The following is a 1,386-nucleotide window of genomic DNA, read 5'->3' on the forward strand; positions in this document are numbered from 1 at the left end:
CGAACAACACCCCTAAACAACTCAGGCGTTGCAGCGATCACTTGAGTCTGAGCCGACGGCGATCGCAGCGGTTTAAGTCTCGCGGCGTCCTAGTCCACCCGTGTGGCGTGCACTTCCCAGAACGGAGCGTGCACTCGGCCGTTGGTCAGCCACGGCTCGATGATGCGGAACCGTTCGGCCAGCGGCTTGATCTGGTCGGCCATATCCGGGTTGCGCGCGAGCATCAGGTCGAAGCTTTCGGCGCTGAGGTTGATCTGGTACGTGGTCGGCCCCAGATAGGTGATCTCCCAACCGGCGTCGGGCAACACCTGCCGGAAGGCGTCCTCGGACAGCGATCTCGGCATGCGGAAACCGTTGACGTCGTGCGCCCCGAACTCGAACATGTAGATCCGCGCCCCGGGTTTGGTAGCCCGGTGCAACGCGTGCGCATACGAGTTCTGGAGCTCACGATCGTCGCTGAAAACGTGGTAGAACGCGCAGTCGACGACGGTGTCGAAGCGGTTCTCCAGTCCCTCGAGCTTGGTGGCGTCGGCCAGCTGGAAGTCCACCTGCACGCCAGCTTTACGGGCGTTCTCCCGCGCGCGCTCCAGCCCGGTCGGCGAGGCGTCGATGCCGGTGGCCTTATAGCCCTTCGACGCGTAGTAGATCGCGTGATGCCCGGGGCCGGTGCCGGGGTCGAGCACTTCACCCTTGACTGCGCCCAGCGCCACCAGCTGCTGCACCACCGGCTGCGGACCGCCGATGTCCCAAGGCGTGGCCGCAGGCAGCCCGTGCACCCTGCGCTCGTCGCGGTACATCTCTTCAAAACGGGCCGGATCGGTCGAAGCAGTCATCTATTCCTCCACATGTGAATACGCGGGTTGACCGGGACGCTACTCGGCGACGCGTTAGGGCAAGGAAGCCACCAGCTTCTCGACCGGCACCCGCGGTCCGGTGAAAAACGGTGTCTCGGCACGGGTATGCCGTCGGGCGTCGGTGGCCCGCAGATCACGCATGAGGTCGACAATGCGGTGCAGCTCAGGCGATTCGAAGGCCAGGATCCACTCGTAGTCGCCGAGCGCGAACGCCGGCACGGTGTTCGCCCGGACCTCCTTGTAGCCGCGGGCGGCCATCCCGTGCTCCGCGAGCATGCGCCGACGCTCCTCGTCGGGCAGCAGATACCACTCGTAGGACCGCACGAACGGGTAGACGCAGATGTAGGCCCCCGGCTCCTCGCCGGCCAGAAACGCCGGGACGTGGCTCTTGTTGAACTCCGCCGGGCGATGCAGCGCCACGCTGCTCCACACCGGTGTGCAGGCGCGTCCCAAGGTGGTAGTGCGCCGGAAATCTGAGTAGGTAGCCTGCAGGGCTTCGACGTGCCCGGCGTGCGGGTGGCCGACCCGAAGG

Annotated in this window: 1 protein-coding gene and 1 pseudogene (1 of these 2 only partly in view); both read right to left on the minus strand. The window is 65.9% G+C overall.

The window, feature by feature from the left end:
- Positions 1-89 precede the first annotated feature (89 nt).
- The gene (locus ACFE99_RS24415; protein ID WP_375489370.1) at positions 90-833 is read right to left on the minus strand and encodes a class I SAM-dependent methyltransferase; all 744 of its coding nucleotides are present in this window, start codon (positions 831-833) and stop codon (positions 90-92) included.
- Positions 834-887: 54 nt separating this feature from the next.
- Positions 888-1,386 (minus strand): annotated as a pseudogene (gene hemQ, locus ACFE99_RS24420) (hydrogen peroxide-dependent heme synthase); it runs 151 nt beyond the window's last position.

It is taken from the genome of uncultured Mycobacterium sp. (assembly GCF_964249325.1).
Taxonomy (GTDB): Bacteria; Actinomycetota; Actinomycetes; order Mycobacteriales; family Mycobacteriaceae; genus Mycobacterium.